The 21276-nt window shown below is 58.1% G+C and carries 12 protein-coding genes; 8 read left to right on the top strand and 4 right to left on the bottom strand.

Translation table 11 applies throughout. The annotated features are described in order from the left end of the window. Positions 1 to 147 precede the first annotated feature (147 nt). From BMZ66_RS01890 to BMZ66_RS01875, 4 genes are all read left to right on the top strand, one after another. On the top strand, positions 148 to 828 hold the full coding sequence (locus tag BMZ66_RS01890) for an SIR2 family NAD-dependent protein deacylase (protein WP_092668399.1): 681 nt from the start codon (positions 148 to 150) through the stop codon (positions 826 to 828). Between the two features lie 80 nt (positions 829 to 908). After that, the gene (locus BMZ66_RS01885; RefSeq protein WP_092668397.1) at positions 909 to 1466 is read left to right on the top strand and encodes a metal-dependent hydrolase; all 558 of its coding nucleotides are present in this window, start codon (positions 909 to 911) and stop codon (positions 1464 to 1466) included. A gap of 54 nt (positions 1467 to 1520) precedes the next feature. Then, entirely contained in the window at positions 1521 to 5267 is a 3747-nt protein-coding gene (locus BMZ66_RS01880; RefSeq protein WP_143080009.1) for a ShlB/FhaC/HecB family protein, read from the top strand. A 284-nt stretch (positions 5268 to 5551) separates the two neighbouring features. Beyond that, positions 5552 to 6547, top strand: a complete 996-nt coding sequence (locus BMZ66_RS01875; protein ID WP_092668393.1) for a Ppx/GppA phosphatase family protein — start codon at positions 5552 to 5554, stop codon at positions 6545 to 6547. 182 nt (positions 6548 to 6729) lie between these two features. Here the strand turns inward: BMZ66_RS01875 and ppk1 are convergent, their stop codons facing one another. Then, complete coding sequence (gene ppk1, locus BMZ66_RS01870; protein WP_234794941.1) at positions 6730 to 9084, bottom strand: polyphosphate kinase 1; 2355 nt, start codon at positions 9082 to 9084, stop codon at positions 6730 to 6732. Positions 9085 to 9465: 381 nt separating this feature from the next. Next, entirely contained in the window at positions 9466 to 11460 is a 1995-nt protein-coding gene (gene gyrB, locus BMZ66_RS01860) for a DNA topoisomerase (ATP-hydrolyzing) subunit B (protein ID WP_092668389.1), read from the bottom strand. Between the two features lie 686 nt (positions 11461 to 12146). On the opposite strand from gyrB, the gene BMZ66_RS01855 reads away from it, so the two are divergent. Further along, on the top strand, positions 12147 to 13367 hold the full coding sequence (locus tag BMZ66_RS01855) for a site-specific integrase (RefSeq protein ID WP_092668387.1): 1221 nt from the start codon (positions 12147 to 12149) through the stop codon (positions 13365 to 13367). Between the two features lie 1058 nt (positions 13368 to 14425). On the opposite strand, the gene BMZ66_RS01845 is transcribed toward BMZ66_RS01855, so the two are convergent. Then, complete coding sequence (locus tag BMZ66_RS01845; protein WP_092668383.1) at positions 14426 to 14770, bottom strand: MerR family transcriptional regulator; 345 nt, start codon at positions 14768 to 14770, stop codon at positions 14426 to 14428. A gap of 230 nt (positions 14771 to 15000) precedes the next feature. On the opposite strand from BMZ66_RS01845, the gene BMZ66_RS25445 reads away from it, so the two are divergent. The 3 genes from BMZ66_RS25445 to mobV all read left to right on the top strand — a co-directional run bounded on the left by BMZ66_RS25445 (position 15001) and on the right by mobV (position 20138). Beyond that, on the top strand, positions 15001 to 15351 hold the full coding sequence (locus BMZ66_RS25445; protein WP_177204555.1) for a type IIL restriction-modification enzyme MmeI: 351 nt from the start codon (positions 15001 to 15003) through the stop codon (positions 15349 to 15351). Positions 15352 to 15412: 61 nt separating this feature from the next. Then, complete coding sequence (locus BMZ66_RS25440) at positions 15413 to 18538, top strand: class I SAM-dependent DNA methyltransferase (protein WP_177204554.1); 3126 nt, start codon at positions 15413 to 15415, stop codon at positions 18536 to 18538. 253 nt (positions 18539 to 18791) lie between these two features. Continuing rightward, entirely contained in the window at positions 18792 to 20138 is a 1347-nt protein-coding gene (mobV, locus tag BMZ66_RS01835; RefSeq protein WP_092668381.1) for a MobV family relaxase, read from the top strand. Between the two features lie 181 nt (positions 20139 to 20319). Here the strand turns inward: mobV and BMZ66_RS01830 are convergent, their stop codons facing one another. Next, complete coding sequence (locus BMZ66_RS01830; RefSeq protein WP_092668379.1) at positions 20320 to 21006, bottom strand: XRE family transcriptional regulator; 687 nt, start codon at positions 21004 to 21006, stop codon at positions 20320 to 20322. Positions 21007 to 21276: the final 270 nt, after the last annotated feature.

The raw sequence follows: 21276 nt of genomic DNA, 5'->3' as shown, positions 1-21276 counted from the left end.
TCGTTAATTGCGCTCTGAGGCTCATTCATGACAAGGCAGCGATTGGCATACATTGGCCTGCCGTGGCACGGGCACTGCGGGCTTCTACCTTTGGAGAGATTAGGAGCCTGCCCAAGCACAAATCGTATAACTTTCATCTCAGTTTTCGTGAAACACCTTGTCGTTCTCACCGGTGCCGGCGTTTCGGCCGAGTCGGGCATCCGCACGTTCCGCGACTCCAATGGCCTGTGGGAGAACCACCGCGTGGAGGACGTTGCCTCGCCCGAAGGCTTTGCCCGCAATCCTGCCCTGGTGCTTGAATTTTACAACCAACGCCGTCGGCAAGCTCGCGAAGTGGAGCCCAACGCTGCCCACCTGGCCCTGGCGGGCTTCGAGGAAGCACCCGGCTGGCGCGTCACCATCATCACCCAAAACGTGGACGACCTCCACGAACGGGCCGGGTCGAGTGAGGTCATACACCTCCACGGCATGCTGAACAAAATGCGCTCGGTGAAGAGCGAGACGGTGGTATATGACTGCCCCGGCGACATTAACGTGGGCGACCTGGCTCCCGATGGCGGGCAGCTGCGCCCCCACATTGTGTGGTTTGGCGAGATGGTCCCGCTGATTGAAGACGCCGCGGCCGTTACGGCCACCGCCGACGTGCTGCTTGTGGTCGGCACTTCGCTGCAAGTTTACCCAGCGGCCGGTTTGTTGCACTATGCGCCGGTGGGCTGTCCGGTCTACGTCATCGACCCGCACCAGCCGCCGGCGGGCCGCCGCAGTGTCCGCTACGTGGCCGAGCCCGCCAGCACAGGAGTGCCTAAGGTGTTGCGTGAGCTAACCTGAGGAGATAGTGCCCGGAGGCAGGCCCGCCAGCCGCGCCTGTTGCTCCCATTTAAATTTCTCTCAACTCTTTTTCACAGTTTATGGCTTCCGCATTTGGCCACGCGGCCCTTGGAGCCACGTTGGGCACATTACTGCTTCCAAACCGGTTGCACAGGCGCTACTGGCTGGCTGTGGCCTGCTGTGCCGCACTGCCCGACATTGATGCGCTGGGCTACAAGCTGGGGGTACCCTACGCCAGCCTATGGGGCCATCGGGGCATTACCCATTCGCTGCTGGCCGCCGCGGTGGTTGCGGCAATTGGCCTGGCTATTCGGCTACTTTCGCAGCCCAACCAGCGCCCGCCAGCTGGCCGGCTGGCCCTGCTCCTATTCCTGGCCACGGCCTCGCACGGCCTGCTCGACGCCATGACCACGGGTGGGCTGGGCGTGGCCTTTTTCAGTCCGTGGGACCAGGAACGGTATTTTTTTGGCTTGCGGCCCATTCAGGTATCGCCCATCGGCATCAAAGCTTTTTTTAGTGGCCGCGGGCTCCGGGTGATTGCCAGCGAATGTTTGTGGATTGGCGTGCCCTGCTTGCTGGCTCTGGCCCTGCGGCAGCTAGCGTACCCGAAGGCCGCCCGCGTTCGGCCTTCTGCGTAGGCCTGGCCCTACTTTTTAGCTGAACTGCCGTAAGAGAGTCTATACACAGACTTTATGCATCGAATTTTAACCCTCCTACTGGCAACCTCGCTGTTGCTGGGCGGCAGCTCGCACGGGCAAACCATTTCTCCAGCCCATACCGTTTTTCTCCTGGGCAACACCGCTCAAAACAACCTACCCGCTGCACGACTCAAGCTGCTCCGCCAAACCCTGGAGCAGCAAACGGGCCCTTTTACCGTGGTTCACCTCGGCGACATTGTGAGCAACACCGGCCTCGCGGCTAAGGGCGATACTGCGTTGGCTCAGGCCGACCGCAGCCGCGCCGATGCCCTGATTGCGCTGGTGCAGGGACTGCCTCAGGGAAAAATCTACTTCCTGCCCGGCGATAAGGACTGGGCCAACTCCGGCCGCGACGGCCTGAAAGCCGTGCGTCGCCTCGAGAAATACATTGAAAAGCAGCTTCCCGGTCAGAATGCTTTCTTGCCCAGCAATGGCTGCCCCGGCCCGGAAGTGGTAGACGTAGCCCCGCTGGTGCGGCTGGTTGCCCTGAATACGCCTTGGTTCACCCACCCCTTCAACCGCCCCGAAGCGCCTGATACGGACTGCAAAACCTTGACAAAAGAAGAGTTTCGCGAGCAATTGCAGGACCTGCTCGACGACACCAAAGACAAGAACGTGCTCTTGGTAGGACACCACCCCGTGCTGAGCAACGGCGTGTACGGCGGCGCGCAGCCCCTTTCGCGACACCTGAGCCCGCCCGTGTTTGGCAGCATCTACGCGGCGTATCGCCAGAACGTGGGCAGCCCGCGCGACCTTGCCAACCCGCGCTACCAAGAGCTACGCCAAGAGATGCTGAACACCCTGCAAAGCAACCCCGGCGTAGTGTATGCGGCTGCTCACGACTACAGCCTACAGCTTACACCCTTTCAGGGCAACTACCACTTGGTGAGCGGCAGCTTTGCCGAAAGCCAGCACGTGGGCCCCAAGGGCGACTCACAGTATAGCGAGAGCAAAGAGGGCTATTCCACCCTCGAATATTTCGCCGATGGCACCGTAAAAACCCATTTCTACACCTTCGGTGAAAGCACTGCCCCCGTTAAGGAAAGCTACAGCGCTACGCTGTTCCGCTCGGCTTGTAGCGCGGCACCCGCCAGTGATGCACAGGGGCAGAAGGGCCAAGCGCCCATCAACCCCTTCCTGCCAGACTGCCCCGGCGTGGCCAAAACCGCTGCCGAAGCCAAGCCCGATGCCCCGTTTCAGGCAACCACCGTAGTTGCAGCCGGCCCCCAATACGGCGGCACTATTGGCAAGCGGTTCTTCCTTGGCACCAACTACCGCACCTCCTGGCTGCAGCCCGTGACGGTGCCCACGCTAGACCTGGCCACTGAAAAAGGCGGCCTGCGTCCCTTCGGTAAAGGCGGCGGACGCCAAACAACCTCGCTCAAGCTCATTGCCGCCGATAGTTCGGAATACGTATTCCGGTCGGTAGACAAGGACGTTACCAAGATTCTACCCCCAGAGCTTCGCAACTCGGTGGCCGGCAACGTGCTGCGCGACATCACGGCCACGGCCCACCCGTACTCGGCCCTCGTTATCGGCTCGCTGCTTGACCAGACTGACATTCTGCACGCCCGGCCCCGCCTATTCCGGCTGCCCGACAACCAGCAGCTTGGGCCCTACCGTGAGGAGTACGCCGGGCTGCTCGGTACCATGGAAGACCGGCCGAAAGACCCCAAGCCCAACCTCGCCGGCTTTGGCGATGCCGACGATGTAGCGCGCAGCTTCAAGCTTTTCAGCAAGCTCTACAAAGACAATGACAACCGGGTCGATGCGCCCGCCCTGGCCCGTGCCCGCGCCTTTGACATGTTGGTGGCTGACTTTGGCAAGCACGAAGACAACTGGAAATGGGCCGGCTACAAGCAGCCCGGTGGTGGCACCCTCTACCGCCCCATTCCCCGCGACCGCGACCAGGCCTTTACCCTCTGGAATGGCCTGCTCACCTACATCGCAAACCGCGAATGGGCCGTGCCCAGCATCGAAGACTTCCAGTCCGATTTCAACGACATGCGAAGCCTAAATTGGCCTGCCCGCCACCTCGACCGGCTCTTGCTTCAGGGGCTCACCCGCGAGCAATGGCAAGAGGCTGGCCAATACCTGCAGGCCCGCCTGACGCCAGCCGTAATTGACGATGCTACCCGTACACTGCCAACTGAAATTCAAGGTATATCTGGCAAAGACCTCAACCGCAAGTTGAAGTCCCGCATTCAAACCTTACCTAAGGCTTTGGACAAATATTACCTGTTGCTGGCGAAGCGAGTAGACGTGGTAGGCAGCAACAAAGGCGAAGTTTTCATGGTGAACCGGCTCCCCAACGGCGAGGTGCGCGTGCAGATGTTCGACAAGACCAAAGAGGGCGACGCCCCAAATGGACCCGCGCTGTTTGACCGAACTTTCAAGCCTAAGGAAACCAAAGAAATTGTTCTCTATGGCCTGGATGGCAAAGACGTGTTCACCGTAACCGGTGATGGCGGCAGCAAGAGCATTCTGGTGCGCGTTGTAGGCGGCGCAGGCAAAGACCGCATTGCCGATGACTCCCGAGCCAGCGGCCTGCGAACCCTCACCAAGGTTTACGACGTGCCGGATACCGACCTGCAGCTGGGCCCCGAATCGGATAACCGCACCAGCAACAGGTTTGGCGTGAATGCCTACGACCGCGAAGAATTTGAGTACAACTCTTACCGGCCCACCATTGGGCTCGGGTATAACCGCAACGACGGCTTCACGGCCAGTGCGGGCGCCACGTTCCAAACCCAGGGCTTTCGGAAACCCGGATTTAAAAACCAGTATTCCTTCCTGGGCGAAGTAAGTACGGAAGGGCAGCGCCAGCTCACGCTCAGCAGCCGCCACCGCTACGCCATTGGCAAGGTCGATGCCGGCGGAGCGGTCAGTTACGGCAACTTCTTCCCCTTTTACAACTTCTTCGGGCTGGGCAACGATACGCCCTTCAGCGAGGAGCAGCGCCAAAATAACTTTTACCGCGCTCGCTACCGCGGCGTCTACCTGAACGGCTTTCTCGAAAGAGTCTTCCTGCAGCGCAGCGTGCTGCGCGTGGGCCCCACCTTCGAGTACTACGTCACAGATTTTGCTCCCGACAGCTACATAGGAGTCCTCAATCAAACGCCCGGCACCGACCAGATTCGCCCCAACACCAGCACCCAGCGCCTGCTGGGACTGAACGCCGTTTTTGACCTCGACCTGCGCGACCGACAGTCCTTTGCCCGTCGGGGCGTGCGCCTGCGGGCTCAGCACGATACGTACCGCCAACTCTCTGGCTCGGAAAGCACGTTTGGCCTCACCCAGGGGTTTGCTGAGTACTACGGCACGGTTCGGCTGGGCATCCCCGTCACGCTGGTAGTGAAGGGAGGTGGCGCCAAAAACTACGGCCCCGATAGCGAAATCCCGTTCTATAAGTTCACTTCTTTGGGTCTGCGCGAAGGCCTACGCGGCTATTACCGCAACCGCTTCAGCGGCGATGCCAGCCTGTACTACAATACCGAACTGCGTTTGGCGCTCGGTCAAGTCAGGAACGGCTTCCTGCCCTTTTACTACGGCGTCTTCGGCTTTTACGACCAAGGCCGGGTATACTACCAGGGCAGTTCGCCCGGGGGGTGGAATTCGGGCTATGGTGCCGGCTTCTACATTGCGCCGGTAGTCGAGACACTGGCTTTGTCGCTTTCCTATCAGAAATCAGTGGAAAGTACCCTCATTCAATTTGGGGTCGGGTTCCGCATCGACAAGTAGGCAGCAGGTAGAAAGCTGGCCTGCATACCAAGACCATCAGTTTCTCGCCTTAACCAAAGCCTCAAGCTTACTACCCTGCCTGCTGCAAAAGTTGCCTCAAGCCAAGTGCTAGCGGCGCCCCGCTCCGCCCAACAGCGCTGGCGTAAAAGTCGTACTAGCACCAAGTTCGCCACACGTCCTTCCCGGAAATGGCGTGTTTCAGAATACCCCCGTTGCACCTCGCGCTAAGCAAGGTGCTACCTCAGAATTGTTGCCTGCAGCTATTGCACTGTAATTTCGTGCCTATGAACTATCCGCTTCGCAAACTCGCCGCCATTGATATTGGGTCTAACGCTGTTCGGTGCCAGATATCGGCGGTTCTCTATTACGAAGGCCGTTACCGACTTAAGCGCGTAGAGTACGTCCGTTTTCCCATGCGCCTGGGCGAAGACGTGTTTGCCTCCGGCGAGATTTCTCCGGCCAAGGAAGAGAAATTTGTCAAGTTCCTGCACTCTCTGAAGCTGCTCATGGAGGTGCACGAGGTCTGTCATTACCTCATTTGTGCCACTTCGGCCATGCGCTCGGCCGCTAACGGTGTCGCCATCGCGGCCCGGGTGCAAGCCGAGCTAGGCATGGAAATCAAAGTGATTGACGGCCAGGATGAGGCCTTCTACATCAACCGCGTCATCGAGCACCTGCTTGAAGACAACAAGCACTACCTGCACATCGACGTAGGCGGCGGCAGCACTGAGTTCAACATCTACCACGACCGCCGTAAAGTAGCCGCGCAGTCGTTTGAAATTGGCTCCATCCGCCGCATGCAGCAGGAAGAGAGCGGCAACGCCAACACCGATGCCCAGACCGAACTCTGGACCCGCATGGAGGCCTGGGTGCGCGAGCATGCGCGCAAGCACCACGTCACCCGCGCCATCGGTACGGGCGGCAACATCAACAAAATCTACAGCCTCTCGCCCGCTGCGCCCAATAAGCCGATTACCAAGCGCAGCATCGATAGCATTCTCAAGCGCCTCTCGGGCCTGAGCATGGAGGAGCGGGTGAACGTAGCCATGCTCAACCCCGACCGGGCCGACGTCATCGTGCCCGCTGGTCACATCTACCTATCGGCCATGGAGTGGGCCGGCGTCAATAACATGTTGGTGCCCGACATCGGCCTGAAAGATGGCATGCTGCAATCTCTGTTTGAAGACTTTTTCGACGAGCTAAACTCAAACCCAGCGGCTGGCCACCCTGCGCACTTACCCGTGCCCGACATGCAAAACCAGCCGGCGGAAATGGAATAACTCTAACCTTGGCCTTCGCCACCTTTTAAGTCATTGCTCCGGTCGGGCTGCTTTAGGCGGTCCGACCGGAGCAATGCTAGAACAGTACCGATTCCAACGACAACCGGTCGGACCGCCTAGAGCAGTCCGACCGGTTGTCGTTAGTGCGGTCGCCAAGGACCACCTTTAAAGTGCCGCTAAGGTTACACCCGAGCCGCATCGGCGCTCACGCTCTCCTCGTCGATATGGCCTACCGGCGTGGCATCGTCCTCGCAGGCCTCTTCTGGCTCCCCTTCGCCAAAGGCATCGTCGGCCGCCAGTTCGCTGGCCTGACGGGCAGCCGTGGCCGCAATTTCATCGGCTACTCCCAGCGCAGCTGCCACGTCAATGCGGCGCTGTGCCTGCACATCAAGCAGGGCCAGCAAGCCCTCGGGCGAGGCCGTAGCCAGCTGCGCTTCGTCGCGTTTAAAGAAGGCCTTGTGCACGTTTACCACGGGTTCGCCCGGAGCAGGGTGCTGGCGAATATAGGCGCCATCTTCCCGCATTACATAGCTGTTTTGATTGTCCATCATATTCATCATCAGAATATTGATAGCCTCACGCTTAAGCTGCGGATTAACAATTAAAAACAGTGCTTCGATGCGACGGTCGAAGGAACGCACCATGATATCGGCCGAGCCGGCGTATACTCGAGCCTCGCCGCCGTGGTGGAAATAGAACAGCCGCGTGTGTTCCAAATACTCGCCCACGATGCTGCGAACTTCAATGTTTTCGCTCAGCCCAGGACGCCCAGGCCGCAAGCAGCAGATGCCCCGCACAATAAATCGGATGGGCACGCCAGCTTTGGCCGCCTTGTAAAACTCATCGATAATTTCCTTGTCCTCGAGCGAATTCATCTTCATTACGATGCCGCTCGGCTGGCCTTTTTTGGCATGCTTCACTTCCTCTCGGATGAGGTGAATGAGCTGCTGGCGCATGTCTTTGGGTGCCGTGATGAGGTACTCGTAGTCGTCGGGCTGCGAGTGCCCGGTTATTACGTTGAAGAATTCCGACACGTCGTGCCCGTACACATCGTTCGTGGTAAGCAAGCTCACATCGGTGTACAAGCGCGAGGTCTGCTCGTTGTAGTTGCCCGAGCCGATGTGTACGTAGCGCGTCACCTTCTCCCCTTCCTTGCGGATAATCATTAGCAGCTTGGTGTGCGTCTTGTACTTGCTCACCCCGTAAATCACGAAGCAGCCAGCCTTCTCCAGACGCGCGCCTTCGCGGATGTTCTTCTCCTCATCAAACCTTGCCTTCACTTCAAATAGCACTGAAACGTGCTTGCCGTTCTCAGCCGCCTTGAGCAGCGCCGCCGACACGCGGGAATCATCGGCCAGGCGGTAGATGGTTTGCTTGATGCCCAGCACGTGCGGGTCCACGGCGGCCTGCTCCAGCAGGCGGACCATGGGCTCGATGCTGTTGTAGGGGTGATGCAGCAGCACATCGTGGTGCTTCAGGTACTCAAACATGTTTTCCTCGGCCCCTTCCGGCAAGCTCAGGGGCGCCACCGGCGAGGGCAGTTTGGGCGTCTTGCCGCGGAAAGCCGGGTGCTTCACAATCTGCCACAGCCCTTTGAGGTCAATCAGCGAATTGATGACAAAGACGTTGCCATTGTCGATGTTCCACCGCTCGCGGAGCACGTTCATCAGCACTGGCGAGGCGTTGGGCTCCACTTCCACACGCACCACACGGCCGCGCTTGCGGGTTTTCAAGCCTACCTGAATTTCCTTAATAAAGTCGTTATCGATGTCATCAGACTCTTCCAGCGTGAAGTCGCCGTTGCGGGTGATGCGGAAGAGGTTGGCCGCCACAATCTCCACGTTGCGAAAAAGCCGCGGCAGAAACTCCCGCACTACTTCCTCAATCGGCACGAAGATGACTTTGTCCTTGCGCGTAAGTTCAAAAAACCGGGTCAGGTTTTGCGGAATCTGCACGAAGGTGAGCCGCTCCTGCCCTTTCTCAGCTTCCCCGTCCAAACCCACGTTCATGCCGTTACCTATCCGGGTGACCACTCCGAAGATGAGCATCTGATTCATCATCAGCGGAAAACCGTGGTAGGCGTCGTACACCATGGGCGTAAGCAGCGGAAACACGGTGTTCTTGAAGTAGCCATCGGCCTTCTTCACTTCCAGCTCCGTGAGGTCCGACATCTTCAGGATGTTGAAGCCGTTTTTCTCAAAATTGGGCTTGAGCTCATTGAGATAAGTCAAGCTCTGGTCGTTTACGAAGCGGTGCGCGAAGTCCAGCAGCTTGCGCCGAAAGGGCAGCTCCCGCAGGCCCGAGTAGTCAATCCGCTCCTTGCCATAGTCCAGGTAGTTGTACAGCGACCCCACGCGAATCATGAAGAATTCGTCGAGGTTAGAGCTGGTGATGGCCAAGAACTTGAGCTTATCAAACAAGGCCCGGCTGGGGTCCTGCACCTGGTCGAGCACGCGGTAGTTAAAACGCAGCCAACTCAGGTCACGGCTGATGTACTTGCTTTTGCGGATAAGGTCGGCAGACTTGAAGAGCTTCATATTGGATAGGAAAGACAGGGCAAAATACGGCCAAAGCACCCTGTTTAGGCTTTTTTACGTGGAAATAATGGCCATGGCTTCAATTTCAATCAGCAACCGCGGGGCAATCAGGGCCTTAACTTCAGTTGTAGTAGGTGTCGAGCTAATACTTCCGAAAGCCCTTCCGAAGGCCCGCCCGATGGCCTCTCATTTAAAAATATTTAGTCACAAAATTTGAATGCGTACTACTTCCTTTTAGTACGTCCCGGTCAGGCTTAAGGCCACCACAATCTTTCATCATCCTCATGAATGCAGCGCTCAACATGCTTATCGGCACTTTGCCCGAATACACAGGAAAAAGAAAAGGCCCGCTTTGCAGCGGGCCTTTCTTGTTGAAGCTGGCTAAACGTCCAGCTTGGCGTATTTCGCATTTCGTTCGATAAAATCGCGGCGGGGAGCTACTTCGTCGCCCATCAGCATGGAGAACAGGTGGTCGGCTTCGGCGGCCGACTCTACCGTTACCTGCTTCAAGGTGCGGGTCATGGGCTGCATGGTGGTGGTCCAGAGCTGCTCGGCGTTCATCTCGCCCAGTCCTTTGTAGCGCTGCACGTTCACCGTTTCGGGCTTGCCGCGGCCGAGGTCTTCCTGCGCTTGCATGCGCTCGTCTTCGGTCCAGCAGTAGCGCTCTTCCTTGCCGCGCTTCACGAGGTAGAGCGGCGGTAGGGCGATGTAGATAAAGCCCCGGTCGACCAGCTCGCGCATGTAGCGGAAGAAGAAGGTCAGAATCAGGGTCCGGATGTGCGAGCCGTCGATGTCGGCGTCGGTCATGATGATGACCTTATGGTAGCGAAGCTTGCTGAAGTTCAGCGGACCCGATTCGGTGCCATCGTCCTCCGTGGTGAACGCCAGGGATTTCCGCTCGTTGAAGCTCACGCCCAACGCGGTAATCATGTTCTTGATTTCCTCGTTCTCCAGAATGCGGTGCTCCTGGGCTTTCTCCACGTTCAGGATTTTACCGCGCAGCGGCAGAATGGCTTGGAACGCCCGGTTGCGGCCTTGCTTGGCGGTGCCACCGGCCGAGTCACCTTCGACCAGGTAGAGCTCGCAGATTTCGGGGTCCGATTCCGAGCAATCGGCCAGCTTGCCTGGCAGGCTGTTGCTCGACAGCACGCCCTTGCGCTGCACCATGTCCTTCGCCTTGCGAGCAGCGATGCGGGCCTTGGCGGCCAGAATCACCTTCTCCATGATGCGGTTGGCCTGGTTCGGGTTCTCGTCCAGGTACTGGGTCAGGATTTCGCCTACCACCGAGTTCACAGCGCCGCTCACTTCCGAGTTGCCGAGCTTGGTTTTGGTCTGGCCCTCGAATTGGGGCTCCATCACCTTCACCGAGATAACGGCCGTAAGGCCCTCGCGGAAGTCGTCGCCGGTAATATCAACCTTGGCTTTTTCGAACAGCTTGTTCTTATCGCCGTAGGTTTTCAGCACCCGCGTCACCGCCGAGCGGAAACCCGCTACGTGCGTGCCGCCCTCAATGGTGTTGATGTTGTTGACGTAAGAGTAGACGTTTTCCTGGTACGAGGTATTGTACTGCAGGGCCACCTCTACCGGCGTGCCACCTTTCTCGCTTTCCACATAAATCGGCTCCGACAGCAGCGAGGGGCGCTGCTCGCCGTCGAGGTACTGCACGAAGTCACGCAGGCCGCCCGTCGAGTAAAACTCTTCGGAACGGAACTCGCCGCCTTCCAGCTTTTCGCGACGGTCGGTGAGGGTGATGCGGATGCCTTTGTTCAGGTAGGACAAGTCGCGCAGACGCCCGGCCACTGTGTCGTAGCGGTATTCGGTTTCGGTGAAGATGCTGGCATCGGGTAAGAACTGCACTTCCGTGCCGTGCTCGTCGGTGTCGCCCACTTGCTTCACGTCGTACTGCGGGAAGCCGATTTTGTATTCCTGCTCGTACATGTGGCCATTGCGGCGCACGGTCACTTTCAGGTCGGTGCTGAGCGCATTCACGCAGCTCACGCCCACGCCGTGCAGGCCACCGGATACTTTGTAGGAACCCTTGTCGAATTTACCACCGGCGTGCAGCACGGTGAGCACCACTTCCAGGGCCGACTTGCCTTCTTTGGCATGCCAGTCCACGGGGATGCCGCGGCCGTTGTCTCGGACGGTGATAGAGTTATTCTCGTTGATGGTAACGTTAATCAGGTCGCAGTGCCCGGCGAGGGCTTCGTCAATCGAGTTGTCAACCACTTCCCACACCAAGTGGTGCAGGCCTTTCATGCCGGTATCGCCGATGTACATGCTGGGCCGCTTGCGCACGGCCTCCAATCCTTCTAGTACTTGAATGCTGTCGGCGGAATAGTCCGACTGCGCCATCTTTTCTTTCGTTTCGCTCATGTGGGCGGGATTAAATCAGGTCGTAAAACAGCCCTTCGGGTTGCTAGGTACTGAACAATCAAAAGTACTTATTTAATCCCATTTTTGAGAATTTCTGCGGTTTTTATCCTTGCATTTTTTTATTCTCTGCGTTCTTACTGACGCCCTGAAAGTCCTGATTTCGACAAACAAAACCGCGCATAAAAAAAGACCTCTGGATAAGGCTCTAACAAGTCAATAGCGCTCAATGCTTGTGAATGTATTTGGTGGCCGAAGGCATCTAGCGTGGGGTATTGGGCCTAGCCGTTGACTTCCGCATCGAGTGCCTCTTTCAACGCGCCCAAATGGTTGGGGCAGGGTAAGATTGCCCGAGCCGGAGTTAATAAACCTTGCTAAACCGCCACATTTTCAATGTTCAGTCCTTCGGGTTGATATTCCTTTGAGCACAGTCCAAAAACAAAAAAAGACCCTTCCCGGACGGGGAAGGGTCTTAATAGAATGGCCCCGTTTGGGCCCGCACCCCCTGACCCCGCCAGATGAATACAGCCATTAAAAGACCCTCTATGACACCGTGAGCAAGCTTTTATAAAAACGCCTCTCGGCATTCATCTAGGCAGTGTCCCTATTAATCGGGTAGTTTGTCCCCCGGCTGTCCCCTGAACGGGGGACAGCGTGTAGTTTTAGGGCGGCAACTTTCCCCCTACTCCATGGCTTCTGTCTCGTTCCTGCTGAAGGAACCCAACGCCGTCAAGGCGACTCCCATTTTTGCCTTTCTCAGTTTCGACGGACAACGCGCCAAGATTTACACTGGCCTGAGCATCCTGCCCAAGCAGTGGCTCAAAGCCGACCAACGCGCCCAGGTGCGGGGTTATCCAGAGAACGGTTCTCTCAACGACACCCTAGAACTGGCCGAAAAGCAATTACTCGCTTGCTACGGTGACCACCGGGCCCAAGGCTTACTGCCCACAACGGAAGCTCTGCGGGAGGCCATCGTGCCCGTGCCTGCCGAAGCACAAGTAGCCACCGCTGCAATAAGCTTCTGGCAGCACATGGAGGAATGGCTCAGCCTCAAGCGGGCTTCTGGCCTGCTCGGCACAGCCAAAACCTACGCCACCGCCGCTCGTCACTTGCGCGATTTTGCTAGGGTCAATAAATACGCCGTCGATTTTGATACCATCACCCCGGCTTTCGGCGACAGATTTACAGCCTACCTAATGGGACCCGCGAACCTAACGGACAATACAATTAGCAAGGTCCTTTCGCGGATTAAGGTGTTCATGAAGTGGGCGGCTGCCCGTGGGCTGCACACCAACGTGTATTATCTAAAATTGAACTGGGCTCGCCGCGAGCCCGACGTGATGACCCTTACGGCCGACGAGCTCGCGCACCTAGCGGCGTTACCATTGCCGGCCGGCAGTTACCTCGACAACGCTCGCGGGCTATTTCTGCTCAGCTGCTACACGGGCCTGCGCTACTCAGACCTGGTGAGCATCCGTCCGGAGCACGTACGAGGCACGATGCTGCGACTCGTAATGCATAAAACGAAGGACGTGGTAGCGGTGCCGTTACGACCCGAGGCGGCCGCCCTCGTGGCCCAAATGGCAACTGGTGAGTTGCGACCGGTGGCTAACCAAGTACTTAACCGATTTTTAAAAGAGCTTGGACAACGTGCCGAATTGGCAACTCCCGTGGAGGTCGTGCGTTACCGCGGCGGCAAACGCGAGAGCGAGACGCTTCCGAAGTGGCAGCGCCTGACGTGCCACACCGGCCGGCGCACCTTTGCCACGCTGGCCTTAGAGCAGGGCCTACGACCTGAGCTGGTGATGAAAATAACCGGGCACAAGAGCTGGGCTAGCTTTAAGCGCTACGTCAACATCACAGCCGATGTGGTGAGCCGGGAGTTTCATCGGGTGTACGGCGGTGCCTGAGCATGTGACTAGTGCAGCATGCGCCGTGGACAGCACGACAAGGGGTTTTGCAAGCAGTACGCGCACACGCGAAGCCCCAACTGTCTTCAGCCTGGCGAACCATTGATTTGGCTACACGCAACACAATGCAACACCCCAATGCGGGCGCACAAGTCCCAGCCTCAGAATACGCCCGCGCTACCCGCTTCCTCCCCCTTGCCGAATTTTGCGAGCAGTACGCGTGCACGCGACCTCATTCGTTGTCGCCCTGACGAATCATTCGCTGGGTATCTACCTAACACCATACTACCCCTTGCGTGCGTGCGCCATGCCCTAACGCTGCTCCATGTGGCAGCCGCCTGTTAACAATTGATGACATGTTTGGGCCTTCCTCGCTATTCGTCCATCAGCCATCGGCGCACGTCGCTACGCACAAGAACAATGAAAAAAGAAAAACCCTGACCAAGAGGCCAGGGCTTTTCGGATTACTTACTCTTTACTTGGAAGGAGTCGCAAAGTGGGAAAGAAGGGTATAGAGTCCGCCTGCAATGGTTACAAACAGTCCAACCGGTATTGTGACGGTTGGTGCGAAAATGAATAGCGCGAGGGTAAACAACACGCATAGGCACAGTAGCTTTTTCTGGCTGAGTTGGGGGTTAAAAAAGTTAAACATAGTACAACCCACGGCAAGACTTTTTTGCCTTGCTCGAGGGTAGGGTTATTTATAAAAAACTCACCCTCCCCATCGCTGGCACTAGAGAACATGGGTACACTCACCAACCCCTTGCTACTGCTTTATACGCCATGCACGCTTATAAGCAAGACACGAAGCACGGGAATAAGATATGCTTCGGCCGTGGCTCGAGTAGCGAAGCAGCGTTTCGGGGCGATTGCGCTCCGCAATCAACGTGGTCCGGGACTTGATGCCAGTCAGCCTAAGGGCGGTGCTAGTGTTTACTTCGTCATCTAAAGAATCAAGTAAGTCGGCAACTAGGAGCCGCAGGTAAGCCACTTCCTCGACGAGTTTCTGGTGTTCGGTTGGCGTGACAAATTCAATAATAGCGGGCATAGCAAGTTGTCTACAGGTTATCGCCGAACCACTCGCGCACGGCAGCTTCGCTCACAATGTATTTACGGCCTACCCGCTGGTGGCGCAGCCCGCCACGGCGGGGGCTTAAGGCCAGCAACCCACGGATTTTTGTTCTACCGCAGCCCATGCGCATTGTTAAGCGGTCGTCGTAGCCGCGGCCCGGGGTAGGTCTGGTGCCCAAATGGTATGTGCGGATGCCGACCTCGGCAGTGGCACGCGCGGCCCCAATGGCGGCGGCAACGTCGGCAAGCACCCGCGCTTCAGATGGGTTGCTTAGTGTGACAGCCAGCACCTGGCCACTGACGAGAGTGAGCGTAATCGGGACGTTATCCATGGCCAGGGAAATTGGTGTAGCTTATATAAGTGAAAGTTTTATCAAACACGAAAGAGCCCCGACCGCAGCCCCGGTGTATTGCGGCAGTGGGCAGTAGTCCACGGCGGCTCGACTCGTGATGGCAGCACTATGTTTGGGGTAATTGTTCTTTCTCCACCTGGCTATCATCGAAAATAGGCAGTGGGGAAGAGAGCATGTTCCACACTCAAAGGCATCTACCTACCCCAACTATGACTCATGCTGAATTCCAGACCAGATGGCAAGGTGCTGGCGGAGCGGAGCGAGCCAACTATGGTTTGTTCCTAACGGAATTGTGCGACCTGCTTGAAGTACCGCGGCCTGAGGCGACAACGGACAAACCCACACAGGATGCCTACGTTTTTGAGCGCGCTGTGACCTTCAACAACGGACCTAGCAGCAAGGCCAGCACTGGCCGCATCGACCTCTACAAAAGAGGGTGCTTTGTATTGGAAACGAAGCAAGGGGTAGGTAGTTTTGAAGATTTTTCTCTTACCGATGATTTAAAACGCGGGAACGCGGGAACGCGGGAACGCGGGAACGCGGGAACGCGGGAGAACTGACTCTGAACGTGAGCGAAAAGAGTTAGGCCTACCCGTTGAGAAAACACGCCGCGGGCATGCTGTGCGGGGCTCCGCGAAGTGGCGCCAGGTGATGGAGGCAGCCCGCCAGCAGGCGTTGGGTTACGTACGGGCGCTGCCGGCCAGCGAGCCCCGCCCACCCTTCATCGTGGTCGTCGACGTGGGCTACTGCCTTGACCTGTACAGCAACTTTGCCGGCGTCGGCGATAACTATGTCCCTTTCCCGGACTCGCAGACCTTCCGGCTGCAGCTCAGCGAATTGGCCGAAGAGCCCGTGCAGCAGCGGCTGCGCCTGTTGTTCACCGCTCCTCAGCAACTGGACCCGAGCCGCCGGGCCGCTCAGGTCACGCGGCAACTGGCCGGGCAACTGGCCATCCTCTCCACCCAGCTCGAAGCGGCCGGCCACAGCTCGGAGGTCGTTGCGCATTTTCTCATGCGCTGCCTCTTCACCATGTTTGCCGAGGACGCGGCCCTGATTCCCAAAGACTCATTTTCCGGACTGCTTACTGCCTACGCCGCCACCGAGGAGCTACGCCAGTTGCTGCCCGACGCATTGGAAAGCCTCTGGCACACGATGGACACCGGCGGATTTGCCCCCGACCTGCGCGCTCGCCTGCGGCGCTTCAACGGGCAGCTCTTCCACGAGGCGCGCGCCCTGCTCCTATCTGAGCCGCAGCTCACGCTGCTGCAGGAAGCCGCTAAAGCCGACTGGACGCAGGTAGAGCCCGCCATCTTTGGTACGCTGCTCGAACGGGCGCTGGACCCGGGCGAGCGCCACCGCCTCGGGGCGCACTACACGCCGCGCCGCTACGTTGAGCGCCTGGTGGTGCCGACTGTGCTCGACCCGCTGCGCCAGGAATGGGCAGCCGCTCAGGCAGCCAGCGCCCGACGACTCGACGACGACAACCCGAAGGAAGCCCGGGCGGAGCTCGTCCGGTTTCTACGCCGGCTCACGTCGGTCCGCATCCTGGACCCGGCCTGCGGCACCGGGAATTTCCTGTACGTCACGCTCGAGCACCTCAAACGGCTCGAAGGGGAAGTGCTTGCGGCCATCAACGGCTTCGGGCAGACCGGCCTGCTCGACCTGGGGGAAGGCACCACCGTGAGCCCGCGCCAGCTGCTGGGCCTGGAGCTCAACCCCCGGGCAGCCGCAATTGCTGATGTGGTACTGCGCATCGGCTACCTGCAGTGGCACCTGCGTACCCATGGCCTGACGCAACTGGCCGAGCCCCTGCTTGACAGCCACCGAAACATCCGGCAGCAGGACGCCGTGCTCCAGCACGGTACACCGGTACCGCGGCTCGATGCGCAGGGGCGCCCGGTCACGCGCTGGGACGGCCTCTCCACCAGACCCCACCCGGCCACCGGCAAGCCTATCCCCGACGAAACCGCCCAGGTGCCCGTCGTCGACTACCCCGACGCCCAGCCGGCCGAGTGGCCCGCCGCGGACTTCATCGTGGGCAACCCGCCGTTTCTTGGCGACAAGGCCATGCGTGGGGCCCTGGGGGATGGGTATGTCGAGGCTTTACGCCAGGCCTATCGCGGTCGGGTGCCCGAGTCGGCCGACCTGGTGATGTACTGGTGGGACAATGCGGCCCGTGCGGTGCAGACGGGGCTGGCCGACCGCTTCGGCTTCATCACCACCAACTCCATTACTCAGACATTCAACCGCCGGGTCATTCAGGAGCACCTGGCAGCTGGTCCGCAGTCGTTGTCGGTGACCTTTGCTATCCCCGACCACCCGTGGGTAGAGGCCGGCAACGGAGCAGCGGTGCGGGTTGCGCTCACGGTGGCAGTTGCTGGCGCAGGCCAGCCCGGAGTACTGGCCGAAGTGGTGCACGAACTCACGGTACCGGGCGAAGACGCGCCGGCGGTCGAACTACGGGAAGTGCAGGGCATAATCAATGCGGACCTGACAGTGGGCGCGGATGTGGCCGCGGCACAAGCACTCCGGGCGAATTCTGGCATATCGAGCAACGGCATGATGCTGGCTGGGTCAGGCTTCATCGTCACGGCCACAGAAGCGGCGCAGCTTGGACTGGGCACCGTCGCGGGCCTGGAGCAGCGCATCCGCCCCTATCGCAACGGGAAGGACCTGACGTCCCGGCCCCGGGGAGTGTACCTGTTGGATATGTTCGGGCTGACGGAAGTGCAACTGCTGGCTGATTACCCCGAGCTTTATCAGTGGCTGCTGGAACGCGTGAAGCCCGAACGCGACCACAATAACCGCAAGCGCCTCAAAGAGGTCTGGTGGCAATTTGGAGAAACCCGAAAAGGACTCAGGGCAGCCGTACACGGACTTCCTCGCTACATCGCCACGCCGGAAACAGCCAAGCACCGAGTATTTCAGTTCCTGGAGAGTGAGGTAGCGCCCGACCACATGCTCGTTGCCATTGCCACCGCGGATGCTTATCACCTGGGCGTGCTTTCGAGCCGGCTGCATACCTGGTGGGCAGCCTCAGCGGGCGGGCGAATGGGCGTGGGCAATGACTTACGGTACAATAGCAGCCGTTGCTTTCAGGCATTTCCTTTCCCCACAGCCACGCCCAGCCAGCAAGACCAGATACGTGAGTTGGCCGAGCAGCTGGATGCCCATCGAAAACGACAGCAGGCCCAGCACACATCTCTCACGCTGACGGACCTCTACAACGTCGTCGAAAAGCTACGAGCAGGGACGGCACTCTCTCCTAAAGAGCAACTGACCAATCAGCAGGGCCTGGCCTCGGTGCTGCTCAGTCTACATCAACGGTTGGATGCGGTGGTAGTGCAGGCTTATGGGTGGGCCGCTGACCTATCGGAAGCCGAACTATTGGGGAAGCTGGTGCAACTCAATCAGGTCAGGGCAGCAGAGGAGGCGGCCGGTGTGGTACAGCATCTGCGACCTGCTTATCAGGCCCCCAAACAACTGGAGCAACAAGCCGGATTGGGGCTGACAGCGACACTGGCAAATGGTGCTGCGACGGGAACAGCTCAGGCTTGGCCAGCGGAGTTGGCGGAGCAGATGCGAGCTATTCGGATGGTAGTGCAGCAATCAGAAAAGCCCCTCACCACTGGTCAGGTAGCTGCTTATTTTATTCGTACCCGCCCGGAAAAAGTACGCCCACTGCTGGATACCCTGACTGCTTTGGCGTTGGTCCGGCCTACTCTGGAGGGGACTTATGCTGGGTAAGACAGCTCTTTTGCTTGTTGCTGACGAAGTACAGACTTAACCCCAGGGAAACTATTTCGGGCCAGTAAGCGGGGAATGTTGCAACAATGACGATTAGGCACTTAGCTTACGGTTGACCTAGGGTTTTTCACCGAACAGCCAAGTTGGATGTGTAACCCATTACGCATCGCCCGGGCCTGGAAACTACCCTGGTTTTCATAATCAGACCCGATGTGTAACCCATTACGCATCCGACCTTCTACCCCTTCCTGTCATGCCGTACGCCATTCTTCTCGTCAGCAAGCTCAAAACTCCGGGCATGGCCACCAGCGCCACCCAGCACAACTACCGGCTGGAGGAGACGCCCAACGCGGACCCAGCCCAGACCTGGCGCAATATGGAGTACGTGAACTTCGAACGCCGCCCCTACCTGCAGCTGGCCAACGAGCGCCTGGCGGAACTCAACCTAGTGCCGCGGCGACGGGACGCGGTGCGCCTAGTGGAGCTGGTGCTAACGGCCAGCGCCGACGGCTTCCCCCGCGGCGCCGACGGGCGGACGGCCGACCTGATAAACGCGCCCTGGGTAAAGGACAATCTCAAGTTTGTGCAGCAGCAGTTTGGGGCGAAGAACGTAATCGGCTTCATGCTGCACCAGGACGAAATCACCCCGCACCTGCACGTGCTCGTGGTGCCCCTCACCCCGGACGGCCGGCTCAGCTGCCGGGACGTGTTCAGCCCGGCCCGCCTGCACCAGCTGCAAACCGACTACGGCCTAGCGATGGCGCCCCACGGGCTGGAGCGGGGCATCAAGTACAGCACGGCCAATCACGAAGACGTGCGCCGCTACCACGGGGCCCAGCTGATGAGCAAGGAGCAGCTGATGGAATTAGCTCGCCCCTTGGCCATCGCGCCGTATCGGCTGCCGGTCCCGCACGAGCGCACGAGCACCGAGCAGTACCGCCAAGAATCACAAGCCGCGTTCAACTCTCAATTCGCCCGGCTGCAGGAACAAGCTAATAAGAAGATTGAGGAGCTGGCCACCGTGGCTACGGCCAACGCCCACGAGCGGGAGCGGGCCCGGGTGCTGGAGAAGCGCTTGGCCAGCAGCCAGAGCTTGGTGGTGGAAATCCGCGCGGAACTGACGACTCAAACGGGCGCCCTCACCACACAGGTGCAGCAGGTGCAAAAGGAGCTGGCTACTCGTACCACTGAGCTGGCAGAGCAGAAAGCCCGGGCTGACAAGACGAATCTCAATCATCTAAGCGCAGTCATGAAGCACCTGCAGCGAGAACCGTTATCGGAGAAGCTAACGGCCTGGGGGCAAGAGATGCGCCAAAAGCACCAGCGCGATATTGAGGGCGCGCTGGTCAAGCAGTTGCTTAAGCCACTCCAGCAGGTAATGGACATGGCCCCCATGTTCCTCAAAAACAGCTACGTGCTGGAAGTCCTCAGCCCCACCAGCTTCACCTTGACGCACGAGAAAAACGGGATGCGCTTCAGCAGTGCCGAGCTACGTCCCAATGGCCGGGACTTTGTGGAGCAGTTTCGGGAGGCAGTAGAGAAAAGACGAGGGCGTGACCAGGCGGGGCTGGGTCTGCCTGATGGTGGAATTGAGATGTAACCCAGCATTACGAAAAAGCCCGTCGACGTCCCAGCAACATCCTTCTACTACTTCAATGCCTCAGGTGACTGATAATAAACAGCCTAACTACGAGTTGATAATTAGCATGTACTATTTGGTCGGGTAGCCCACCATATCCCTTAGCGAAAGCCTCGCCCTTCGCTTCTGAGGAGCGGGGTTTTTATTCCTCTGGCGGTAAATGAATGGCTTGCCCGAGCTTGAACATAAGACACTGACGACGGTCTATCATTTCTTTTAGCCAATTCAGCTCTAATGTTAGTTCTTCGCCTGTCGCATCAGCTTTAAGGGTAAGCCCACTTGCGTCATTAGAAATGACTCGGCGCACCATAATTGGAAAATCATTTATAATGAAAAGATAGACGCCAGTTGCGCTTCTCAATTCAGAATTTTCAAGACTAGAGCCATTCACAACGTACCGGGACCGATGCGGGTAACGGGGGGCCATGCTATTGCCTTTGACCTCAAATGCCCAAGCAAAGTGGTAATCGACATTTTCTAGGGTCAAGACAGGCACTTCATTGTACGTCATAAAGCGAGGCAAATTTACTTCCGTGAGTTCGGTCCACCCTGCCATTATTGGGTAGGCCGCAATAGGATACAAGGGTATTGTCTGAAAGGTGTCGTCTAACTTATCTGGGCTAGGCGCTTCAAGCCACAATGGCTTCAGGTCGCATTCTAAAATAACGATTAGTCTATTTAGAGTTTCCTCTGACGGCTTACTAAGCCCCTTTTCGAATTGGGATATGGCTCCTCCGGATACACCAACTTTCATCCCAAGTTGATTTTGAGTCAATTTCAGGAGTTTGCGCACCTTTAAGATTTCTGCGCCCAGAGCATTTTTAGTCATATGAAAAAAATATTATGCATTGGCAACCAATAACATACAGTGTTGCCACTTCAAATTATAGTATATCTACTAAAAATTGAAGTGGCAACACTGTATATTTGCTTCCGCAGTGACAATACTACGCAACTGAAAGCAATAACACTACGATGAACGCAAAAACTAGCATAACCTCATTGCTCCCTTATGGTAGCGTGGGGGCCATTGCAAAGAAGGTCGGCCTCTCCACTTCTTGCGTTAGTCGGGCGCTTAAACGTGGGGCCCCCGGACACA

The sequence above is a fragment of the Hymenobacter arizonensis genome (assembly GCF_900115775.1).
GTDB classification, from domain to species: domain Bacteria; phylum Bacteroidota; class Bacteroidia; order Cytophagales; family Hymenobacteraceae; genus Hymenobacter; species Hymenobacter arizonensis.
Note: the sequence above shows the minus strand (reverse complement) of the source record. Positions and strands in the feature narration are given on the sequence as shown.